The following is a 21049-nucleotide window of genomic DNA, read 5'->3' on the forward strand; positions in this document are numbered from 1 at the left end:
ACACCTGCTGTATTAACCACCAGCTCAGTTCGTGTGGGCATAAAATAAGATTGTTAGGTATGGCGACGATTCACATTGATGGAAAGGATTTCGAGGTCAATGGTGCAGATAATCTCCTGCAGGCGTGCCTCTCATTAGGACTCGATATCCCGTATTTCTGTTGGCATCCGGCACTGGGAAGTGTGGGTGCTTGTCGGCAATGTGCGGTGAAACAATATCAGAATGCCGATGATAAACGCGGCCGCTTGGTGATGTCTTGTATGACACCGGCGACAGATGGTACTTACATCTCGATTGAAGATGAAGAGGCTAAAGCGTTTCGTAAAAGCGTCGTTGAATGGCTGATGCTCAACCATCCCCATGATTGTCCAGTCTGTGAGGAGGGCGGCGCTTGCCACCTGCAGGATATGACGGTGATGACCGGCCACAATACCCGCCGTTATCGCTTTACTAAGCGCACGCATAAGAATCAGGATTTAGGCCCGTTTATTGCTCATGAGATGAACCGGTGTATAGCTTGTTATCGCTGCGTTCGTTATTACAAAGATTATGCGGATGGCACTGATCTGGGCGTGTATGGCGCGCACGATAATGTCTATTTTGGGCGAGTTGAAGACGGGGCGTTGGAAAGTGAGTTCTCCGGCAACTTAATCGAAATTTGTCCTACCGGTGTATTTACCGACCAAACCCACTCTCAGCGTTATAACCGTAAATGGGATATGCAGTTTGCCCCGAGCATCTGCCAGCATTGCAGTGTCGGTTGCAATATTAGTCCGGGTGAGCGCTATGGCGAATTGCGCCGTATTGAGAACCGCTATAACGGTGCGGTGAACCACTACTTCTTATGCGATCGTGGCCGTTTTGGTTACGGTTTCGTTAATGCCAAAGATCGTCCGGTACAAGCGCAGCTGAATACCGGTGAAGGCTTTGTCACGCTAAGCCAAGAGCATGCCTTGAATTTGGCCGCCGATACGCTGCGCCATGCCAAACAGGTTATCGGTATTGGCTCTGCCCGCGCCAGCGTGGAAAGCAATTTCGCATTGCGCTCACTGGTCGGGGAAAATAATTTTTATGCTGCGGTTGATGAGGCTGAGTGGCAGCGTCAGCAGTTAATTTTGGATATCCTGCACACCGCCAATATTGAACTGCCTTCATTGCGTGATATTGAAGAGTATGATGCGGTTTTGGTGTTAGGCGAAGACATTACCCAAACTGCCCCGCGTATTGCTTTATCGGTGCGTCAAGCGGCGAAAGGCAAAGCGCGCGAGATGGCGGCCGCGTTACGTGTCGATAGCTGGCAAACTGCCGCGATTCAAAATATAGGGCAACATGCCCGTCATCCCGTAATGATCACCGCGTTGGCTCCGACGCGCCTCGATGACATCGCGTCAGTGACGTGGTTTGCTCATCCTGAGCAGCAAGCTGAGTTAGCGTTTAACGTTGCTGATTGTATTCAGGGCGCAGGGCATGAGTCGGTCGGTAGTGAGTCTACTACTGATGTCGCCCAGCAAATAGCGTCTTACTTATTACAAGCGAAAAAGCCACTGATTATTTCTGGCTCCTCGGCCGGCTCAGAGGCGTTGCTAAAAGCGGCTGCCAATATCGCTTTGGCATTAAAGGCGCGTCAGTCAGCGGTAGGTTTAAGTCTGGTTGTTCCCGATGTTAATAGTTTAGGTCTGGTGATGTTGGGCGCGCAGCCGCTGCAACCGGCTTTAGCGCGTTTAGCGCAAGCCGATGTCGCGATCGTGATGGAGGCGGACTTATACCGACATGCCTCGGCGGCAAGTGTGAGTCATGCGCTGTCGTCAGTACCTCACCTGATTGTGCTTGATCATCAGCACACTGCGACGACGGATAAAGCGACTCTACTGCTGCCAGCAGCCAGTTTTGCAGAAGCCGATGGGACAGTGATCAACCATGAAGGGCGAGCGCAGCGTTTTTATCAGGTCTACGCGCCATCTTACTATGCGGAAAATAACCATGTCGCAGAAAGCTGGCAGTGGTTAACCGCATTGCAAAGCCATACGGCGACTCGGCAATCGGAGTGGACGCATTTTGATGTGGTGTCCAAGCAATGTGCGCAGACGATCCCGGCGTTGGCAAATTTGACCGCCGTCGCACCGAAGGCGGATTTTCGTATTCGCAGTTTAAAACTGGCGCGCTCTCCGCACCGTTACAGCGGTCGTACCGCGTTGCGTGCCAATATCAGTGTGCACGAGCCACGTGTGCCACAGGATGTTGACACTCCATTTGCATTTTCTATGGAAGGGTACTCTGGCTCGAAAGAGCTGTATCCCGATATTCCGTTTGTCTGGTCGCCCGGTTGGAACTCACCGCAAGCTTGGAATAAGTACCAAGATAAAGTGGGGGGACGATTAAAAGCCGGTGATCCTGGCCTGCGTCTTATCACACCACAAGTGCATGAGCCTGCTCACTTGCATCCGTATCCTCACCAAAAGGTCGAGGTGGTTGCGGAAAGTCAGGGTTATCAAGTGGTGGGTCAGTACCACATTTTTGGTAGTGAAGAGCTGTCACAGCGCGCAGGAGTGATCCAGTCGCGCACTCCAGTGGCCACGATTGGGCTCAGTGAGGCGGATGCACAAAAACTGGCAGTGAATGAAGGAACGCTGCTCAGCTTTAGTTGGGATAAGAATTACTTCCGTTTGCCGGTGCGTATCGACAAGCACCTGATGGCGGGCGTGGTTGCGTTACCGGTTGGTTTTGCTGGGATCCCGCTGGGCTTGTTGGGACAGGTGATCACAGATATGCAGGAGGCGGTGTTATGAGCGCATTGTCGCCAACTACGTGGTTGATCCTCACTGACGTAGCCAAAGCCATCGTGATCTTATTGGTGGTGGTCAGCTGTGGTGCTTTTATGAGTTATATCGAACGGCGGCTGCTAGGACTATGGCAAGACCGTTATGGCCCGAACCGCGTTGGGCCGTTTGGCATCCTGCAGCTGGCCGCTGACATGATCAAGATGTTTTTCAAGGAAGACTGGATCCCGCCATTTGCCGACAAATTGATTTTCATGTTGGCACCACTGATTGCGATGGGCGCGTTTTTGCTGACCTTCGCCATTATTCCGATTACCCCGACTTGGGGCGTTGCGGATCTGAATATCGGTATTCTGTTTTTCTTTGCCATGGCTGGGCTCGCTGTTTATGCGGTGCTCTTTGCTGGCTGGTCGAGTAATAACAAATATTCACTGCTGGGTAGCTTACGTGCGTCGGCCCAAACCTTGAGTTATGAGGTTTTTATGGGGCTGTCCCTCATGGGGATAGTGGCAATCACCGGCTCATTTAATATGCGCGACATCGTCGCAGCGCAGGAGCAGGTTTGGTTTGTCGTGCCGCAATTTTTAGGATTTGTCACCTTTTTGGTGGCGGCGATTGCAGTGACTCACCGTCATCCTTTTGACCAACCGGAGGCAGAGCAAGAGCTGGCTGATGGTTATCACATTGAATATGCCGGGATGAAGTGGGGCATGTTCTTTGTGGGCGAATACATAGGTATTGTCTTAATTTCAGCACTGCTAGTCACTTTGTTTTTTGGTGGCTGGCTGGGGCCAGTATTGCCGCCGATAGTCTGGTTTGTGTTGAAAACGGGTTTTTTTGTGATGTTTTTTATCCTGCTCCGGGCTTCATTGCCCCGGCCCCGATATGACCAAGTGATGGCATTCGGCTGGAAGTTTTGCCTGCCGTTGACGTTATTCAATTTGATCGTAACGGGCGTAGTTGTGCTGTACAACGCCCAGTAACGGGTATTGCAAGGATGATGGCGATGTTAAAAGAAATTCTCATAGGAACAGGAACCCAGCTGCGCAGTTTATGGATGGTGTTTACCCATGCTTGGCGCAAGCGCGATACGCTGCAATATCCTGAAGAGCAGGTTTACCTGCCGCCACGCTACCGTGGTCGGATAGTGTTAACCCGAGATCCTGATGGCGAAGAGCGCTGTGTGGCGTGCAACTTGTGTGCTGTCGCCTGTCCGGTTGGCTGTATCTCATTACAAAAAGCGGAGCAGGAAGATGGCCGTTGGTATCCGGAGTTTTTCCGGATTAACTTCTCGCGCTGCATTTTCTGCGGTTTGTGTGAAGAGGCGTGTCCAACCACCGCTATCCAATTGACCCCAGATTTTGAGATGGGAGAGTACCGTCGCCAAGATCTGGTGTACGAGAAAGAGGATTTGTTGATTTCGGGCCCCGGTAAATACCCCGATTACAACTTTTATCGGGTATCCGGTTTGGCGATTGCCGGTAAACAAAAAGGGACGGCGCAGGATGAAGCCTTACCTATCGATACCAAGGGCTTATTACCATAAGGAGTCGGTCATGAGCTGGGCATTTTATTTATCGGCGCTGGTGGCATTGCTGGCAACGTTTCGCGTGATCAGCAATCGCAACCCGATGCACGCGTTGTTGTACCTGATTGTTTCACTGCTTTCGGTGGCGATGGTGTTTTTCTCCCTAGGCGCTGAATTTGCAGGAGCCATCCAGATAATTGTCTACGCGGGTGCCATTTTGGTGCTGTTTGTCTTTGTGGTGATGATGCTTAACTTAGGCTCAGCGCCAAAGCAAGAGCAGCAGTGGTTAACGCCTCGGGTGTGGGCAGGGCCAGCGCTACTTTCTGCGTTATTGTTTGCGGTATTGGCCTTTGCGTTAATGGGCGTGTCGGCGGGCGGGGCTGGTTTACAAGATGTGCCGTCAAAAGCTGTCGGTATTGCGCTGTTTGGCCCTTACGTTTTAGGGGTAGAACTCGCCTCGTTATTACTGCTGGCCGGTATGGTATCGGCTTACCATCTTGGCCGCGAAAACAAACCGGAAAATCATAAGGCACAAGGAGATAAGCGATGAATGCTGTCAGTGCTATTCCTATGGAGCATGGATTGTTGTTGGCAGCAGCGCTGTTTGCGCTGGGCCTGACAGGCGTGATGATCCGGCGTAACTTGCTGTTTATCTTGATGAGCCTTGAGATCATGATGAGTGCGGCAGGCTTGGCCTTTGTGGTGGCGGGAAGTCACTGGGGACAAGCCGATGGCCAAGTCATGTATATCTTCATCGTGACGCTGGCGGCGGCAGAAGCCAGTATCGGGTTGGCGTTGTTGCTGCAGATGTACCGGCGGCACCACACCTTAGACGTGGACGTTGTGAGTGAGATGCACGGATGAGCCTACTCTTTTTGACGATTTTGCTGCCACTGCTCGGTTACCTGCTGCTGGCATTCTCGGCTGGGCGCTGGAGTGAAAACACCAGTGCGTTGATTGGTGTGGGAAGCGTGGGTTTATCGGCGTTGCTCACTGCTTATATTGGTTATGACTTTTTAGTTCTGCATCCGCAAAACACCTACACTCAGCCACTATGGACGTGGATGGCGGTGGGAGATTTGCAGGTTAACTTATCCTTATATCTGGATGGGTTATCGCTGACCATGCTGTCGGTAGTCACCGGCGTTGGCTTTTTTATCCACCTGTTTGCCTCGTGGTACATGCGCGGTGAAGAAGGCTATTCACGCTTTTTTGCGTATACCAACCTGTTTATCGCCAGCATGCTGTTCTTAGTGCTGGGTAATGATTTGTTGTTTGTTTATTTAGGCTGGGAAGGCGTGGGGCTGTGTAGCTATTTGCTGATTGGTTTTTATTACCAGCAGTCTAAAAATGGCGCCGCCGCAATGAAAGCCTTTATTGTCACGCGCGTGGGCGATGTGTTCCTCGCTATCGGGTTGTTTATTTTATATCAGCAGCTCGGTACGTTGAATATCCAAACGATTTTAACGTTAGCGCCTGAGAAAATGGCCGCAGGCTCTTGGCCGGTGACGTTGGCGGCCTTGATGTTACTGGGCGGTGCGGTAGGTAAATCGGCGCAATTGCCGTTACAAACTTGGTTGGCGGATGCGATGGCCGGTCCAACACCGGTATCGGCGCTGATCCATGCGGCGACCATGGTGACCGCAGGGGTGTACCTGATTGCTAGGACCCATGTGATTTTTACCTTGGCGCCGGATGTTTTGTATCTAGTGGGCTTTATCGGTGCAGTGACCTTGTTACTGTCCGGTTTTGCCGCGTTGGTGCAGACCGATATCAAGCGCATTTTAGCCTATTCCACCATGAGCCAGATTGGTTATATGTTTCTGGCGCTTGGCGTCAGTGCGTGGGATGCGGCTATATTCCACCTGATGACTCACGCCTTCTTTAAAGCCTTGCTGTTCTTGTCTGCAGGGGCGGTGATTGTGGCCTGTCATCATGAGCAGAACATTTTCCGCATGGGCGGTTTACGTAAATCGCTACCGTTAGTGTATGTCTGCTTTTTGATAGGTGGTGGCGCGCTGGCGGCCTTACCGTTTATTACTGCCGGTTTCTACAGTAAAGATGAGATTTTGTGGCAGGCGCTGGCATCTGGGCATCCCGAATTGCTGGCTGCGGGGTTAGTGGGCGCCGTGTTGACATCCATCTATACCTTCCGTCTGATTTTTGTGGTGTTTCATGGCCCTGTGCAAACGCAGGCGCATGCCGGTCATGGATTGGCGTATAGCGTGCCGTTGGTGGTGTTGGCCCTGTTATCGACCTTTATCGGCGCATTAATTGTACCGCCGTTACACGGGGTATTACCTGCGGGTGCCGAGGGGGAATTATCGGCCAAGCATTATCTGGAGTTGATATCAGGCCTGATTTCTATCGGTGGGATCTTGATTGCTGCGTGGTTGTTCTTGGGTGAGCGGCGCTGGGTATCGCGGATGGCACAAACCGCCGGAGGTAAAACGTTGGTGCAAATCTGGCTGCATGCGTGGGGCTTTGATTGGTTGTATGACAAGGTGTTTGTCCAACCGTATCTGTGGCTGACGCGTTTGTTAGGTGGCGATCCGTTTAACCGAACCTTGAATATTGTCGCCAGTGCGGTGCGTCAGGCGAACCGACTGGTGGTGTTTACTGAGACCGGACAATTGCGCTGGTATGCAACGTCCGTGGGATTCGGTGCGCTGTTCATTTTGGCGTTGCTGGTGTTGTTTTAATTAGAATGGATTCTCTCAGCTATGACACTACTGTGGCTTATTCTTATCCCCTTTGCCGGCGGGTTTCTTTGCTGGCTGACTGAGCGGGATCAATCCAGAGTTCCGCGCTGGATTGCGCTGGCGTCGATGACGCTGGTTTTGGGGTTGGCATTACAATTGTGGTTCAGTGGTGATTATTCGCTGCCACAAACGGCCGGCACTCCACAATGGCAGTTGGAATTTCAAATGCCGTGGATCCCGCAATTAGGGATCTCCTTTCATCTGGCCCTTGATGGCCTATCGCTCTTGATGGTGATCCTGACCGGTTTGCTTGGGGTGTTGGCTATTTTATGTTCCTGGCGTGAGATTCAGCGTCATCTGGGCTTTTTCCATCTGAATTTGCTGTGGATCCTCGGTGGCGTGATCGGGGTGTTTTTGGCCGTCGATCTGTTTTTGTTCTTCTTTTTCTGGGAAATGATGTTGGTACCGATGTATTTCCTGATTGCGCTTTGGGGACACAAAGCGTCTGACGGGAAAACGCGGATCACGGCGGCGACCAAGTTTTTTATCTATACCCAAGCAAGTGGCTTGCTGATGCTGGTGGCTATTTTGGCGCTGGTGTTTGTGCATTATTCCGCCACTGGCATGTTGACCTTTAACTATGCCGATTTACTCAATACGCCGATGAGCAAGAGTGTCGAGTTTGTGTTGATGCTCGGCTTCTTCATTGCTTTTGCCGTCAAGATGCCGGTAGTGCCATTGCATGGCTGGTTACCTGATGCGCACAGCCAGGCTCCGACCGCGGGCTCGGTCGATTTGGCGGGGATTTTATTGAAAACCGCCGCCTACGGCTTGCTGCGTTTTGGGCTCCCGTTATTTCCAGAAGCCTCCATTGAATTTGCTCCGGTGGCGATGGCGCTGGGGATTGTCGGGATTTTCTACGGCGCGTTATTGGCTTTTGCACAGACCGATATCAAGCGGTTAGTGGCGTACACCAGTATTTCCCACATGGGATTTGTGTTGATTGCGATTTATTCGGGCAGTCAGCAAGCACTGCAAGGGGCGGTGGTGCAGATGATTGCCCACGGCTTATCGGCGGCGGGGATGTTTATTCTGTGTGGTCAGCTGTATGAGCGCTTGCATACCCGAGATATGCGCCAGATGGGCGGTTTGTGGGGGCGGATTAAGTTCTTGCCTGCGATATCGCTGTTTTTTGCGGCGGCGTCGTTGGGGCTACCGGGAACCGGTAACTTTGTCGGTGAGTTTTTGATTTTACTGGGTACGTTCCAGTTGTTACCTAAAGTGGCGGTAGTGGCAACGTTTGGCTTGGTGTTGGCCTCGGTCTATTCCTTGATTATGGTGCAACGCGCCTTTTTCGGGCCGGCCAAAGAAGCGTCAACATTACCGGCGATGAGTTCACGCGAGTTGTTTATTGTCTTGCTGCTGGCGGTATTACTGGTGTTGCTGGGCGTGTATCCTCAACCGATTTTGGATACCACGAATACCGTGATGCTGAGTGTGCAGCAGTGGTTTGTGCCTTTGTCTCTGAGTAAGGTGTAAGAATATGGCATTGTCATTACAGTCGTTAGTCGCCGAGTTGCCATTGATTATTACCGGTCTCACCGTGGTGTTATTGATGTTGCTGATTGCATGGCAGCGTCATCACTTGCTGGTTGCCACAGTGTCTGTGGTGGGGCTAAATCTGGCACTGTTATCGCTGTTTATTTGTGCGCAAGTGATCCCGGTGCAGGTAACGACACTTTTACAGGTGGATGGCTATACCCTGTTTTTCTCCGCGTTGGTGCTAATTGCTACCTTGGCCTGTTGCACGTTTGCTTACTTGTGGCTGCAAGATTATCCCGACAATCGAGAAGAGTTTTACCTGCTGCTGTTAATTGGCTGTTGTGGTGGCTTGGTCTTGGCGGGGGCGAGGCATCTGGCGGCACTGTTTATCGGTATCGAGTTGATGTCGGTGCCGCTATTTGGCCTGATTGGTTATGCCTATCGACAAAAACGCTCTCTTGAAGCCAGTATCAAATACATGGTGCTGTCTGCGGCGGCGTCGGCGTTTATTTTGTTTGGCATGGCATTGTTGTACGCCGAGACCGGAACCTTGGTCTTCGGTGCAATCGGCGCTCTGCTGCAAAACAAAGAGCTCTTTATGCCGGTGTTGCTGGCCGGGCTTGGCATGATGTTGGTTGGCTTTGGTTTTAAGCTCTCTTTAGCGCCGTTTCACCTGTGGACGCCAGATGTGTATGAAGGTGCGCCGGCTCCGGTGGCAACGTTTATCGCGACCGCCAGTAAAGTGGCGATTTTTGCCGTACTGGTGCGGTTTTTACTGACCACTCCGGTAGCCGATAATGGCGTATTGCAGCAAGTTCTGGGTGTGTTGGCGGTATTGTCTATCCTGTTCGGTAACTTGTTGGCGTTGAACCAGAACAATATCAAGCGACTGCTCGGTTACTCCTCGATTGCGCACTTTGGTTATGTGTTGGTGGCATTGATCGCTGCCGATACGTTGCGTCTGCCACAAGAGGCCGTTAGCGTGTATTTGGTGGCGTACATGTTCACGGCGCTGGGTGCGTTTGGCGTAGTGAGTTTAATGTCTAGCCCTTACAAAGGGCGCGATGTGGATTCTTTGTATAGCTATCGGGGTTTGTTTTGGCATCGTCCGGTACTCGCTGCAGTGTTAACCGTGATGATGTTGGCCTTGGCCGGTATCCCTTTGACGCTGGGCTTTATCGGTAAGTTTTATGTGATTGCGGCCGGTGTGCAGTCCGAGCTATGGGGATTAACGTTGGCGGTGGTGCTGGGTAGTGCCATAGGTTTGTACTATTACTTGCGTGTGATGGTTGCGTTATATCTGGCGCCGCAAGTGCAGCGCGTGCGTGATATTCAGGATAATTGGGCGCGTACCGCTGGCGGGGTGGTGCTGTTGCTGTCAGCAGCATTGGTGCTGTTGTTGGGGGTGTACCCACAACCGCTGTTATCGCTGGTTGCTATGGTACGGATTTTGCCGCTGCTGTAATTGTCATCCTGCGCGGTAAGCATGTGCCTATGCTGGCATGTTAAAGACACTAAGCGCCCCAGAAGGGGCGCTTAGTGTTTATCCGGTATCCTTGCTCTTCGTGCTATTACACTAAACTGATTAGGCATTGCGTTTCTCAACCATTACGGTGAGCGGCTGTCTTCCCAGAGTTTAAACGGCTTACAGTTTAAATTGACCCACTTCCTGTTGCAGCTGACGGGTCAGAGTGGCCAGGTGCTCCGCTTGCGTGGCGGAGTGCTGCGCTTCTTGCGCCAACATAGCGGAGACTTCACGGATGGATTCCGTATTGGTGTTGATCTCTGCCGTTACCGAGGTTTGCTCTTCTGCCGCAGTAGCAATATGGCTCGCCATGTCGGAGATTTTGGTAATGGCACCGCCAATGGATTGCAGATTCTCACTGGCCAAATCGGCATCATGAACGCTGGTATTCGCTAACTCATGGCTGGTGGTCATGGTGCTCACCGCGCGGTTGGTGGTGTTTTGCAGCGTTTCAATCATGGTTTGAATTTCTTGAGTAGAGGCATGAGTGCGCTGCGACAGAACGCGCACTTCATCAGCCACGACCGCAAAGCCACGACCTTGTTCGCCAGCACGCGCTGCTTCGATGGCCGCATTCAACGCCAACAAATTGGTCTGCTCTGCAATTCCCGTAATGGTAGCCAAAATCGAGCTAATGGCATGCGCATGCTGATTCAGCTCGCTAATGATTTGACTAGCACTGGCGACCTCGGCAGCCAGATCGCGAATTGAGCTTTGGCTTTGTTGAACTTGCGTTTGGCCTTGTTGACACAGAGATACCGCATTTTGCGATGTGTGGGCGGTTTCCTCGGCATGGTTAGCGATCTCTTGGGTGGCGCTGGCCATCTCGGTGACGGCTGTGGCGACCATGGTGATTTCGTCTTGCTGGGTAGAGATGGCCACATTGTTGCTATTGGCAATATTAAAGGCCGCACTGGACTGATTTGTCAGCTCATCGGAGATCTGACTCAAGCGGCTGACCATGGCGTGCAAACGCTCAGTAAAGCGGTTAAATCCGGCGGCGAGCACCCCGATTTCATCGTGTGGATGTTGAGTATTGATGCGAACGGTGAGATCGCCTTCACCTTCCGAAATGTCATTAAGAGCGGTAGCAACGCGTTCGAGATCTTTAAATTGGCTACGGAAAAAGATCACGAGGAAAATACTAAAGACGATCAAAATGCCCAATGCGATCGCGCTTTGCAATAAGATCAAATTATTGGCATGAGCGAGAATGGCGTCTTTATCCATAATATAAATCATGGACCAGTCAGTTTTTTTAATCGGGGTGGCATAAATCAATTTTTCATCATCGCCGAGCATCAGTGTGGTGAGAGCATGCGTGCTGTCGAGTTGATGAATATAATCCGGGGTAAAGACGCTGCTGATGGCGTTGATATTCTTCTGCCACATCTCTTTTTGCGGGTGGGCCACGATAGAGCCATCGTTGCTGACTAAAATGGCATAGCCATTACCCGGCACGTCCATGTTAATCACTTCGTCGACCAGCTGCTGCAAAGATAAATCTGCGCCCACGACGCCAATAATTTGACCATTTTCTTTTACTGGCTCCGCCATGGTGACAACCATAACTTGCTGGGTAGCGCTGATGTAAGGCGCGGTGGTGGTCAGTTGTCCTGCGCTGATGGCAGATTTATACCAAGGGCGTTCACGCGGATCGTAACCGGCACGGTTTAACGACGGGTCTTGGCGGTACATCTTGCCATCGGCGGTGCCGTAGTAGGTCAGGCTGAAGTTAGCGGCTTGATGGGTTTGCAGTAATGCGGGAACCATATCGGCGGGCGGCGTTTTCTCCAGATGGTACTTTAAGGCGGACAGCGCATTTTGCCGATCGGCTATCCAATCGGTGACACTTTGTGAGTAGGTTTTTCCCAGACGGTTCACTTCGATATAGGCATTGTTTAGAGCATCGTCTGTTACCGTTTTGTTGGAGATCAGCGATAAAGATAACGCGGTAATAATAACTGCAGCGAGACTGCAAATAAGCAGCCTCGCTTTAAGCGAAAGGCGCATAATATACTCCGTTATGTATAGGGTTATTTTCCGTAAAACGGCGGGCAGGAATAATATGGGCAGTGTAAGTAATTAAGCGGGTTTTATCTTTGAATAGGATCACAAGAAATAGGCCCGTGTGGGCTGTTTGCTTTACTATCAAAATGGCCTTAATGGAGTATTTATACATGAAATAGTCAAAGGTGCGTCATTTAAATGGCAGGGTGATTTGTTTTTGACGCTCTGGATGGTTTTTGCTGAAGTAAATAGCGTGATGGTGGCGCAAGCATTTGATGCCCTGTGTTTCATATTCTGAGATTGAGGCGTGTTGTGATATCTGCTGCGTGAATGATTGGCTTTCTATCAGTATCACCTGTTTTTATTGTATTTGTTCTGTTTCTGCTTGGTTTGATTATCCCTCTGTATATTTTTATCGGAGTTTATTAATTACATGGGATGTATATTTTGAATAACATACGAGTGAATATTAACAACAGCAACAATAATAACGCGTAAATAAACGTTTAAGCTCTTATTTTTTTAAGCGCCGATCTTCCATTTTCTTCAATGCCATATCACACAGCTTATCGGCTGCATTTAATTCGCTGAGAACCAAATGGGCATCTTCGATTTGTTGCTGCAGTTGGATGCGTTTATCTTCGATGAGATTTTGCATGCTGCGGATTTGCGCGCGGTTATCCCGCTCTGAGTCGTACCAATCAAACAAAATTTTGATTTCCGCGAGGGTAAAACCAAGGCGCTTGCCACGCAGGATCAGCTGCAGACGGATGCGATCTTGTTTGCCATAAATACGGGTATTGCCTTTGCGCCGAGGCGACAGCAGGCCTTCATCCTCATAAAAACGGATGCTGCGGGTAGTGATCTCAAACTCATTAGCCAGTTCGGAGATACTGTAGTGGATGGAGTCCGGCATAACCTGCGATCCTTGCAAGATAAACGGTTGCTTTATAGATAAACGAGATCTCCCTTTATTTCAACGAATTGCGCGAAATAGCGGTAAATTTGTGTCGGTTATCTCACCGCTTGCTTGTGACGCTGGTCATACAAAAAGGCACGAATCGGTTCAGGAAGAGTGGAGATGCGCAGGTTCGAGGGGGAAGAGTCAGGGGCCGCTCTGCCAGAACAATAGGCAGAGCGGAGCGCCGCAGATTAGGCTTGGATTCCGGACATGGCTAATTCATATTCCGGATTGTCCGTTTTTGGCACTGGACGTGCGCGACCTTCAGGGTCAACGGCTACATAGGTGAAGGTGGCTTCGGTGACGCAATAACGCTGGCCGATAGGCTCGCTGGCCACTTTTTTCACCCAGACTTCCATGCGCACTTTCATGGAGCTGTTACCGACATGGACGGCTTTACCATAGCAGCACACGACATCGCCAACAGCGACCGGCTTGAGGAAGGTAATACCATCAACAGCGACGGTAACCACTCGTCCGTGAGCAATTTCTTTCGCCAAAATGGCACCACCAATATCCATTTGGGACATGATCCAGCCACCGAAGATATCGCCGTTTGGATTGGTATCTGCTGGCATGGCAAGGGTGCGCAGCAATAAGATGCCTTCAGGTTTGCGAGGTTGTTCAGTCATACAGAGATCTCAAATGCTAACGGGCAGGCCCGGACATCAGCAAAGACCTCCACAAGGGAGGTCTTTTATTCAGGTTAATGGGTAATTATCGCTTACAACGGCGTGGCTGACTACGGCTGCTTATCGTTGGAGGCCGAATTGTCAGATTGTTCTGTCTGCGGAATATGGCGGTAGATATAGACTCCGCTGAGGAGGGTAAAGGCCAGTGTCAGCAGTAACAGGCCAAACACTTTGAAGTTAACCCAGACCGATAACGGCAGATAGAACGCCACATAGATGTTGACCAGTCCGCAGGTGGTAAAGAATAACGCCCACGCCAGATTCAACTTCTTCCAAATGGCGTCAGGCAGGGTAATTTCCTTGCCAAACATGCGTTGTACCAGTGTTGTTTTGGTCATCCACTGGCTGATCAGTAATGCAACCGCAAACAAGGCGTATACGGCGGTAACCTTCCATTTGATGAATACCGGATCATGCAAGACCATGGTCAAGCCGCCAAACACGGTGACGAGGCCAAACGTAATCAGCTGCATCTTTTCCACTTTACGCAGCAAGAACCATGTCAGGATAATCTGCACGGCGGTTGCAACAATCAGCGCACCCGTGGCGGCGTAGATGTCATAAAGTTTATAGACCGCAAAAAAGACGATCAGAGGAATGAAATCTAACAGCTGCTTCATTAAATCCGTCTCTTGGTTGTAATGGAGGGCAAACTATACTCCATGATGTGGGGCAAGATAAATCCGTGTCAGGGATAAATTGCCCTTAATTGTTCGATGTCGGGCTGATGAACGCACCTGACTTACTTATCGAGCTTATCGAGCGCGCGAATCAGTACGGAGGTGTCGCAGCGGCCATAGCCGGCGTCTTGCAGTGCGGCATACGCGTGGTCTACTTGACGGGTGATCGGCAGCTGGCTTTGATTACGCGCGGCTTCGTCAAAACAAATGGCCAAGTCTTTACGCATCCAGTCGATAGCAAAACCAAAATTAAACTGATTGGCGGCCATGGTGGCGGCGCGGTTTTCCATCTGCCAAGAGCCGGCGGCGCCCAATTTAATCACATCGCGCACTTGCTCGACATCTAAGCCGGCATTTTGCGCAAAACGCACGCCTTCGGATAATCCGGCCAGTACACCTGCGATGCAGATTTGGTTGACCATTTTGCACAGCTGACCACTGCCGGCAGGACCCATCAGTGTCACGGCTTTGCCATAGGCGGTCATCACTTGCTGTGCGGGCGCAAAATGATTGGCGTCACCACCACACATGATAGTCAGCGCGCCATTTTCAGCGCCAGCTTGGCCGCCAGAGACTGGCGCATCGATGAAAATCAGCTGATGAGCGGTGGCGTATTCGGCCAGCTCACGGGCTAAATCTGCCGAGGCGGTAGTGTGGTCAATTAAGGTTGCACCGGTTTTGGCGCCGGCAAAAATACCGTCGTCACCGAAATAGACGGAGCGAACATCCTGATCGTTGCCCACACAGGTCATGATAAAATCGGCATCTTGCGCGGCTTCGCGTGGTGTGGCAGCCGCTTTACCACCGTGCTCAGCGACCCATTGCGCAGCTTTAGCTGCGGTACGGTTATACACGGTCACCTGATGTCCGGCTTTTAATAAATGAGCGGCCATTGGGTATCCCATTACGCCCAGCCCGATAAAACTCACGTTTGCCATGCTATCAACTCCTTGTGTGTTTTCTGGTGTATTCGCATTATGAGGGGAGTAGGGTATACAACACCAGCATCGATCAGCTTTTTGAGGAAAACGTTTTGCAGGCACCGAAAGCGAAAAAAATCCCCTGTACCCACGTCAAACATGGTGAAGTCCGCCATGATCCCTATTACTGGATGCGAGAGTTGGACACCTCACCCGCGGTGATGGTGCACATTGAGGCGGAAAATGCGTATTGTGCGCATGTGATGTCGACGACGGCGACGCTACAGACGCAGATTGCTCATGAGATCCGCAGTCGGATCCGCGAAGAGTGGTGCTCGGTGCCAGTGAGCGATGGGCCTTACCAATATTATTCGCGTTACACCCAAGGGGCGGAGTATCCGCTGTTTTGTCGTCGTCAAGGTGAGCATGGCGCTGAGGAAGTGTGTCTCAATGAACCTGAGTATGCGCAGGACAAAGCCTATTTTGATGTGGCCGGTGTTGAGGTGAGCCCCGATCATCGGTTGCTATTATGGGCAGCCGATGAGCAAGGGGATGAGCAGTTTTCCCTGCATTTACGTGACTTGACGTTAGAGGCGGATTTACCGCTGACGCTGGCGGCATGCTCTGGCAGTTTCTGCTGGTTTAATGATAATCGACATTTTGTCTATATCCGTTTAGATGAGCAAAACCGGCCGCTTTCGGCGTGGCGCCACCGTTTAGGAACCACACAAGCTGAAGATGTGTGCTTGTTGGATTTGCCAGATGGCGATCTGTTTTTATCGGTTGAGCGCACGCGCGACAACCAATATCTGATTATTACAGCCGGTGGTTCGAGTTGCAGCCAGTGCTGGTATTTGCCGGCGGATAATCCGCAGGCGCAGCCGCAGTTGGTGAGCCCACTGCGCGAAGGCGTGGAGTATTACGTTGACCACCGCCTTGGCGAGTTTTGGCTGTTGACCAACGATGAGCACCCGAATTTCCGAATTGCTCGTACTGCGGTTGCCACCCCATCGGCGGAGCATTGGCAGACGGTGATCGCGGGCAGTGATGAGCGGCTGCTGGATAGTGTCTCTTGCTTTGCTGGGTTTGTGGCTTATAGCGCGGTACGTGAAGGCTTAAGTGCGTTGTATGTCTGGTTTGAGGATCGGCCCGAGCAGCAATTGCAGTTTGCCGATGCGGCTTGGGAGTGCGGGTTTGGCTCCAATCCTGATTTTATGACTCGCCGTTTGCGTTATAGCTACTCGACACTCGTACAGCCAGTGGCTATCTCGGAATACGATGTGGATAGCGGTGAGACGACCTTGTTACAGCAATATCCTTTGCCGGGATTTGATCCGCAGCAGTATGAGATCTTGCGTTTGTGGGCCACTGGTCATGATGGGGTGAAAATTCCCCTGACCATGGTGAAGCCAACGCGTGTAACTGGGGCGGCGCCACTGGTGCTGTGCGGTTATGGTGCGTATGGCGAAGTGGATGACTTGGGGCTGGCACGTAGCTGGTTGCCATTGCTGGAGCGCGGCATGATTTGTGTGCAAGCACACGTGCGCGGTTCGGCGACGTTGGGGCGTGATTGGTATGAGCAAGGTAAACTTGCCCATAAACAAAACAGTTTCCGCGATCTGATTGCCTGCACCGAATACCTGATTGCACAAGGCTACACCCGCGCAGGGATGGTCGGTATTTCAGGTGGTAGCGCGGGTGGTTTGTTGGTGGCGGCGGCGTTGAATTTGCGCCCAGAGCTGTTTGGGGCAGTGGTGGCAGCTGTGCCGTTTGTCGATACGTTGACTACCATGCTGGACCCTTCTTTACCGCTGACCTGCTTGGAATATGATGAGTGGGGCTGTCCAGAAGAGGAGGAAGCGTATCAGTGGATCCGCGCCTATTCCCCGTATGACAATCTGCAGCCGAATGATTTTCCTCCGGTTTTGGCTACGGCTGGACTGCACGATACGCGCGTAACCTATTGGGAGCCGTTAAAGTGGATTGCCAAGCTGCGCGATATGCAGCAGGGCAACGCGCCGCTGTTGTGTCGCACCGAAACCGAAGCGGGGCACGGTGGAGCATCGGGTCGCTATGGCTGGATTGAGGAAGTGGCCTTGATTGATGCGTTTTTAATTCGCTTTTTGCAGGCCAAGACCGAACCGCAAGTTTCAGGCGCGTAATTCGTAAACGTAATGGCGACAGTATTTATGGCCGCTTGATTCGCTGATAACGCGCTCAACGGCAGATAAATAAAGCACGGTAATGTAGCGGAGGACGTGAGCGATCTGTGCTGGGATCTGCTAACGTAACTTTATAGGGCGGAGTAAATATTGCGCTATTGCTATTAAAGTAAAGTTGCTGAGCGCGTGGGTATAGCTTAGGCGTGGCAGGCTACTGCATTTATACAAGGAGTGTCACCGATGTTCCGTAAGGTCATGGCTCGCTGGTTTCCCGGCTTGGCCGCATTAGGCCAGTATCAAAAGGAGTGGTTACGCACGGACATCCTTTCCGGCATCTCGGTGGCGGCGGTTGCGTTGCCGGTCGCTATTGCGTATTCCAGTTTGGTCGGGGTTCCGGCGGCGGCAGGGCTTTATTCTTGTATTTTGCCGATGCTGGCGTATGCCGTGTTTGGTTCATCCCGCCAGCTGATTGTGGGGCCGGATGCGGCAACGTGCGCAGTGGTGGCGGCGACAGTCGCGCCTCTGGCGATGGGTGATAGCGAGCGTTATTGGCAGTTGGTGGTCATGATGACGGTGATGACCGGCATCTGGTGTTTGATTGCCAGCCGTTTTCGCTTAGGGATGTTGGCCGATTTTCTTTCGCGTCCGATTTTGGCCGGCTTACTCAACGGCGTGGCGGTAACCATTATCGTCGGTCAGTTCAGTAAAGTGTTTGGTTTTACCTATGAGCAGCGCGGTTTGATTGAGCGGGTACTGGCTGGGGCGCAGTATTTGCAGCATTCACATGTGGTGACGACTGCGCTCAGTATCCTAACGTTAGCGACCATTTTGGTGTGCCGGCGTTTGCGCCCACGGTGGCCTAATGCGCTGGTGGCGATGATTGTTGCGGCAGCGGCGGTTTGGTTGCTCAATTTGGGGCAGCAGGGTGTTGCGACCATTGGTTATGTGCAGGCCGGATTGCCGGTTGTGCAATGGCCGGTGTTTCCACCTGAGTTACTGCGCAATATGGTGATGCCGGCCCTGAACTTGGCGGTGGTCAGTTTTGTCAGCATGATGCTGACAGCGCGCAGTTTTGCTGCTCGTAATGGCTATGATATCGATGCCGATCAGGAGTTTCGCGCGCTCGGTATTATCAATTTGGCGTCGGCGTTTTCCCAAGGCTTTGCGATTAGTGGCGCAAGTTCGCGTACCGCAGTTAATGATGCCAATGGCGGTAAATCGCAGTTGGTGTCGATTGTCGCGGCGTTGATGATTGCGTTTGTGATGTTTTTCCTGACCAATCCTTTGCAGTATGTGCCCACCGCCGCTCTGGGCGTGGTGCTGATTTACTCCTCGTTTTATCTGATGGATCTGCGTGGGTTATGGGCGCTGCGTAAGCGCAATAAAGGCGCGTTTGGTCTGGCGGTGTTTACTTTTATCAGCGTACTGGTGATTGGCGTGATCCCCGGCATCATGATGGCGGTATTGCTGGCATTAGCGCAGTTTATGAAAACGGTGTTTCGTCCGACCGAACAGCAATTGGGCCTTGATAGCAATGGGCTGGTGCGTTCGCGCGGTAACGGTAATGGGATCCGACCGCTGCCAGAGGTATTAATGTACCGTTTCAATTCACCGCTCACCTACTTTAATGCGCCTTATTTTAAAAAGCGGGTGCTGGAGCTGGTGGATGAGGCCGAAGAGCCGGTGCGTTGGGTGGTGGTGGATGCGGTCTCTAGCTTTACTCACGCGGATGTTAGTGTCATGGCGGTGTTGGAAGAGCTGAAAAATGAACTGCGTAAGCGGCGTACTCGTTTAGTCATGGCAGGGCGTACGACGGAAATCTCGCGTTGGATTAAAAACTCCGATTTGCAAAGTGGCGATGATGGCATGGTGCTGGTACCGGATATTTATCTGGCGGTACGGCTAGTACAAAGTGCGCAGTGTGTGGAGTGTTCACTGGATGGTGGTGGTACGGCGTAATCTGATTACTGCATGTAGGATTTGTGTGTAGAGAGGGAATAGAGATCACCTCTTCGTCCGCTCAAATATCCCCGAATATCCCGAGAACAAAAACGCAAAACGGCAGATTTCTCTGCCGTTTTTTGATGCAATGCCGTTTTATCGAGGCACTTGCTCGTGCTAGCGATTGATTATTACTCCACGCTTGGTGTGCTGGTTTGCTCCTGTTGTGGAGCTAATTTCAGCATATACAGACGGAACAGGAAAATCAGCATCAGGGCGCTGGTCAGGTTGTAGACCACGCTTACCAGCAGAGCAAACAATGATGGATACAGGTTCAGCGCATTATCAATCAGCCCCAAAATGTAGACCGATGGCAGACGCAAACCTAGGTAGATAAACAAATAGCCTTGTAAGACCAAACGCATCCACGGTGTCGCACCGGCCCAGCTTGCTTTCATGGCATCTAGCATGTGCAAACGTTCGCTAACTAAAAAGCAAGGGGCGAAAGACAGACGGATCGCCACATAAATCCCTGGCAGGATCAGCGCTAAAAAGCCGACAAAGGTCGCGAGTCCAGATAATACTTCCAGCCCTAACATCGAGAAATAGAGCGGCACACCGGCTTTCAGTGCGGTCATGGTGTTAGCTTGAAAACCACGGGAGCTTAGCAATACCAGACTCAGCAGACTGACGCTAAACAGCGGAGTGGTCAGGATGTTCAGCAAAGTTTGTGTGCGCATGCTTTGCATCATGATCTGGTCTTGCGACAGTTCGATGGAGTCTGGAGTTCCTATCATCAGGTATTCTGCCAGAACCACAATCACAGCAACGATCAGTGAAAGCAGCAGCACCGTATTCAGGTGATTACGGATAAAGTTAGCGCTGTCGCGTAATAAAGTTTGAGCGGTGATAGGCATGAAGTCTCCCCACAGTTCATGCAAGATTCTGTTTCGGGGGCTGATTGTAGCGGGTAGCAGCCCTCAAATGAAAGGGCTGCAGTGTGGTAATCGGTGTTTGTTCGCTGATGTGGGCTAATTCTGCTGAAAATTTCAGTCTTAGATTAAGGCTCAGGCCGGTTCAGCCTCCGGTAGAGACGGTTGCCAAACGGGAACCGGTAAGGGCGGTAAACCATGTGCGGCGCGGGCTTTATCGCAGTCAGGGTTGTGGACGCCGTTTTCACCGGACATGGCAAATTGCCGACAGGTGCTGGAGCGTTGATGATACATACTGCAACTGACCGACTCGCCAATCTGACCGGTTAACGCCACACAGCGCGCCGGGCGTTGACCGGTGCCCTGCATGCAAACCAGATGCGGGGTCACTTGTTCAGTGAGATGTTCAGGTACTAAACCACCGCCTTCGGTAGTTTCGCCCCAGTAGAAAGAAACGCGGAAATAGGCGCAGCACGCGCCGCAGCTGACACAGGGATTTAACTCATCACTCATGATTGCACACAAACTTCACTGTTATGGAGCAGACCACCACGCCTTTCGTATGCCTCAATGCTCATTTCTATGAGCGGGCGGGCGAAAGGGGTGTTTTCAACGAACTAATTCACTGCTGCGTTTTATAGCGCGGCGGCTACCGCTCTTCAAGAGGGGGCAATAAA

17 protein-coding genes are annotated in these 21049 nt (G+C 51.6%); 10 read left to right on the forward strand and 7 right to left on the reverse strand.

Translation table 11 applies throughout. The features are described from left to right. Positions 1-59 precede the first annotated feature (59 nt). From nuoG to nuoN, 8 genes are read left to right on the forward strand one after another with little or no spacing between them, the layout of a single operon-like run. On the forward strand, positions 60-2786 hold the full coding sequence (gene nuoG / locus LQ901_RS04540) for an NADH-quinone oxidoreductase subunit NuoG (protein ID WP_233671993.1): 2727 nt from the start codon (positions 60-62) through the stop codon (positions 2784-2786). Further along, positions 2783-3760: an NADH-quinone oxidoreductase subunit NuoH gene (gene nuoH / locus LQ901_RS04545; RefSeq protein ID WP_116546484.1), complete on the forward strand. Its 978-nt coding sequence runs from the start codon at positions 2783-2785 to the stop codon at positions 3758-3760. Before nuoG ends, nuoH begins: the two co-directional genes overlap by 4 nt. A gap of 23 nt (positions 3761-3783) precedes the next feature. Further along, positions 3784-4323: an NADH-quinone oxidoreductase subunit NuoI gene (gene nuoI, locus LQ901_RS04550; protein ID WP_010863967.1), complete on the forward strand. Its 540-nt coding sequence runs from the start codon at positions 3784-3786 to the stop codon at positions 4321-4323. A 10-nt stretch (positions 4324-4333) separates the two neighbouring features. After that, on the forward strand, positions 4334-4855 hold the full coding sequence (gene nuoJ, locus LQ901_RS04555; RefSeq protein WP_010863966.1) for an NADH-quinone oxidoreductase subunit J: 522 nt from the start codon (positions 4334-4336) through the stop codon (positions 4853-4855). Further along, positions 4852-5169 (forward strand): NADH-quinone oxidoreductase subunit NuoK, encoded by a 318-nt coding sequence (nuoK, locus tag LQ901_RS04560; protein WP_010863965.1) that lies wholly within the window; start codon positions 4852-4854, stop codon positions 5167-5169. The genes nuoJ and nuoK overlap by 4 nt, the downstream gene beginning before the upstream one ends. Beyond that, entirely contained in the window at positions 5166-7007 is a 1842-nt protein-coding gene (gene nuoL / locus LQ901_RS04565) for an NADH-quinone oxidoreductase subunit L (RefSeq protein WP_115149841.1), read from the forward strand. Before nuoK ends, nuoL begins: the two co-directional genes overlap by 4 nt. Before the next feature lie 21 nt (positions 7008-7028). Further along, the gene (nuoM, locus tag LQ901_RS04570) at positions 7029-8546 is read left to right on the forward strand and encodes an NADH-quinone oxidoreductase subunit M (RefSeq protein ID WP_152136170.1); all 1518 of its coding nucleotides are present in this window, start codon (positions 7029-7031) and stop codon (positions 8544-8546) included. A 4-nt stretch (positions 8547-8550) separates the two neighbouring features. Continuing rightward, positions 8551-10014: an NADH-quinone oxidoreductase subunit NuoN gene (nuoN, locus tag LQ901_RS04575; RefSeq protein WP_152136171.1), complete on the forward strand. Its 1464-nt coding sequence runs from the start codon at positions 8551-8553 to the stop codon at positions 10012-10014. A gap of 180 nt (positions 10015-10194) precedes the next feature. Here nuoN and LQ901_RS04580 read toward each other — a convergent pair whose 3' ends face one another. The 5 genes from LQ901_RS04580 to LQ901_RS04600 all read right to left on the reverse strand — a co-directional run bounded on the left by LQ901_RS04580 (position 10195) and on the right by LQ901_RS04600 (position 15355). Further along, positions 10195-12087, reverse strand: a complete 1893-nt coding sequence (locus LQ901_RS04580; RefSeq protein WP_039044884.1) for a methyl-accepting chemotaxis protein — start codon at positions 12085-12087, stop codon at positions 10195-10197. Between the two features lie 511 nt (positions 12088-12598). After that, positions 12599-13000, reverse strand: coding sequence for a MerR family DNA-binding transcriptional regulator (locus tag LQ901_RS04585; protein WP_010863960.1), 402 nt, complete (start codon positions 12998-13000; stop codon positions 12599-12601). A 236-nt stretch (positions 13001-13236) separates the two neighbouring features. After that, entirely contained in the window at positions 13237-13677 is a 441-nt protein-coding gene (yciA, locus tag LQ901_RS04590; RefSeq protein ID WP_010863959.1) for an acyl-CoA thioester hydrolase YciA, read from the reverse strand. Positions 13678-13787: 110 nt separating this feature from the next. Further along, a complete protein-coding gene (locus LQ901_RS04595) occupies positions 13788-14357 on the reverse strand; it encodes a septation protein A (RefSeq protein ID WP_064977939.1) in 570 nt (189 codons plus the stop codon). Positions 14358-14479: 122 nt separating this feature from the next. Beyond that, complete coding sequence (locus LQ901_RS04600) at positions 14480-15355, reverse strand: NAD(P)-dependent oxidoreductase (RefSeq protein WP_064977938.1); 876 nt, start codon at positions 15353-15355, stop codon at positions 14480-14482. Between the two features lie 95 nt (positions 15356-15450). On the opposite strand from LQ901_RS04600, the gene LQ901_RS04605 reads away from it, so the two are divergent. Beyond that, complete coding sequence (locus tag LQ901_RS04605) at positions 15451-17499, forward strand: S9 family peptidase (RefSeq protein ID WP_167550137.1); 2049 nt, start codon at positions 15451-15453, stop codon at positions 17497-17499. A gap of 240 nt (positions 17500-17739) precedes the next feature. Then, the gene (locus LQ901_RS04610; RefSeq protein ID WP_064977937.1) at positions 17740-19458 is read left to right on the forward strand and encodes a SulP family inorganic anion transporter; all 1719 of its coding nucleotides are present in this window, start codon (positions 17740-17742) and stop codon (positions 19456-19458) included. Between the two features lie 173 nt (positions 19459-19631). Here LQ901_RS04610 and LQ901_RS04615 read toward each other — a convergent pair whose 3' ends face one another. After that, the gene (locus tag LQ901_RS04615) at positions 19632-20357 is read right to left on the reverse strand and encodes a YciC family protein (RefSeq protein ID WP_064977936.1); all 726 of its coding nucleotides are present in this window, start codon (positions 20355-20357) and stop codon (positions 19632-19634) included. A gap of 150 nt (positions 20358-20507) precedes the next feature. Further along, the gene (locus LQ901_RS04620) at positions 20508-20885 is read right to left on the reverse strand and encodes a YkgJ family cysteine cluster protein (protein WP_010863953.1); all 378 of its coding nucleotides are present in this window, start codon (positions 20883-20885) and stop codon (positions 20508-20510) included. Between the last annotated feature and the right edge of the window lie 164 nt (positions 20886-21049).

The sequence above is a fragment of the Plesiomonas sp. PI-19 genome (genome assembly GCF_021368255.1).
Taxonomy (GTDB): domain Bacteria; phylum Pseudomonadota; class Gammaproteobacteria; order Enterobacterales; family CAMTGL01; genus Plesiomonas; species Plesiomonas shigelloides.